We start from the raw sequence: 1,783 nt of genomic DNA, 5'->3' as shown, positions 1-1,783 counted from the left end.
GGGGGCGGTGAACCCGCGCCTGACCATCGGCGAGATCGTCCGCGAGCCGTTGATTCACCTGACCGAGCTGCCGCGCGCGCACCACGCCGAGCGCATTGCCGAGCTGCTGGAGCGAGCCGGGCTTGACGCCTCCATGGCGCACCGTTACCCCTTCGAGCTCAGCGGCGGCGAGCTGCAGCGGGTGTGCATCGCCCGGGCGCTGGCCTCGAACCCAGCGTTGATCGTGCTCGACGAGGCGGTCTCGAACCTCGATCTGCACCTGCAGCTCCAGATGCTCGACCTGTTCGCGACGCTCTCCCGGGAGCAGGGCGTGGCGTTTCTCTTCGTGACCCACGACCTGCGCCTGGTGGAGCGCGTCTGCTCGCGGGTACTGGTGATGGAGCGCGGCCGGCTGGTGGAGAACGCCGCCGTGAGCACGCCGCTGTCGCTTGTTTCCCGCGAAGGGCGGGCACTCGCCGAGGCGGTACTGCCGGCGCTTCCTCGGCGTTTGACGAGCGCGAGGGAACGTCTGGCGCCGGAGCGGGTCTGTTGAGCGCCTTATCATCACTTTGCACGGGACACGATCCAATGAAGAAGACCGCTTTCTTGCTCGGCCTCACGGGCCTTCTGGCCGCACCGGGCGTGTTCGCCCAGGACCAGGCGTGCTCGACCGAGGCGCTGATGGCCGCCAACCAGAATCTCTACGACCAGTTCGAAGCCTTTGCTGCCAACCAGATGGAGCAGGGCAAGAGCGCCGAGGAGCTCTCCGCCTCCATGGAAGAGATCACCCGCGCCGGCAATGCCGAAGAGGTGTTGAGCCGCCACCAGGCGGAGCTCGAGATGATGGAGCCGGGCATGGACCACGAGCCCTCCCAGGCGCTGTGCGACGACATGTACACCATGCTCGACCAGATGCAGGACGCGCTGGACGAGCAGCAGTAACGCCCCGCCCGAAGGCGCCGGCAAGCGGTGTCGCCTGGCCGACACCGCTTGAATATCGCCCGCCTTGCCTACATATCCTGTGCCATGCTTTCCTTTTCTTTTCAGCAGAGCGCAGATAGCCATGACGATCATTGATCCCCGCACCGGCAACACCCTGACCTCCGAGCCGGCAGGCCAGGCGCCCGCCGCGGGCCAGCCCGGCAGCGTCGCTCGTGAAGACGTCGTCATCGAACTCGGTGCCGCCAACGTCCAGCAGGTACTGGAAGCCTCGATGCAGGTGCCGGTGCTGCTGGCCAGCTTCTCGCCGGAGAGCGATGCCTGTCGCCAGCTGCTGGCGGTGCTCGAGAAGCTCGCCCTCGAGTACGGTGGCGGCTTCTTGCTGGCCACCCTCGATGGCCAGGCCAACCCGGAGATCGCCGCCCAGCTCGGCGTGCGCTCGGTGCCCGACGTCAAGCTCGTGAGCCAGGGCGGCCTGGTGGACGGCTTTCAGGGGGCGCTATCGGAGAAGGAGGTGCGCGAGTGGCTGGGGCGCTACCTCAAGGCGCCGGAAGGCGCCTCGATGAGCCCCGAGGAGCAGGCCGAAGCCGCGCTGGAGGCCGGTGATACCGCTACCGCCCGCGAGCTCTACCAGACGCTGATGGCCCAGTATCCCGAGCACTACGCCTATCAGGTGGCGCTCGCCCGCGTGCTGGTGAGCGAAGGCCAGATCGACGAAGGCCGCGCGCTGCTCGACAACCTGCCGCCGGAAGAGCGCGATGCCGCCCCCGCCCGCGGCGTGCGCGCCAGCATCGAGTTCGGCGAGCGCGCCTGGAGCGCTGATGCGATCAGCGCGCTGGGCGAGCGCGACGACAGCGAAGCGCGC

Annotated in this window: 3 protein-coding genes; all 3 read left to right on the top strand. The window is 68.3% G+C overall.

All coding sequences use genetic code 11. The annotated features are described in order from the left end of the window. The coding region (locus BIS11_RS16550; RefSeq protein ID WP_253586584.1) for an ATP-binding cassette domain-containing protein at positions 1 to 532 on the top strand (532 nt) is incomplete at its 5' end. 35 nt (positions 533 to 567) lie between these two features. After that, positions 568 to 921, top strand: coding sequence for a hypothetical protein (locus tag BIS11_RS16545; RefSeq protein ID WP_253422861.1), 354 nt, complete (start codon positions 568 to 570; stop codon positions 919 to 921). 121 nt (positions 922 to 1,042) lie between these two features. Then, on the top strand, positions 1,043 to 1,783 hold a 741-nt coding region (locus BIS11_RS16540; RefSeq protein WP_253586583.1), incomplete at its 3' end, for a tetratricopeptide repeat protein.

The organism is Halomonas sp. 707D4 (assembly GCF_024158685.1).
Classification (GTDB): Bacteria; Pseudomonadota; Gammaproteobacteria; order Pseudomonadales; family Halomonadaceae; genus Vreelandella.
Note: the sequence above shows the minus strand (reverse complement) of the source record. Positions and strands in the feature narration are given on the sequence as shown.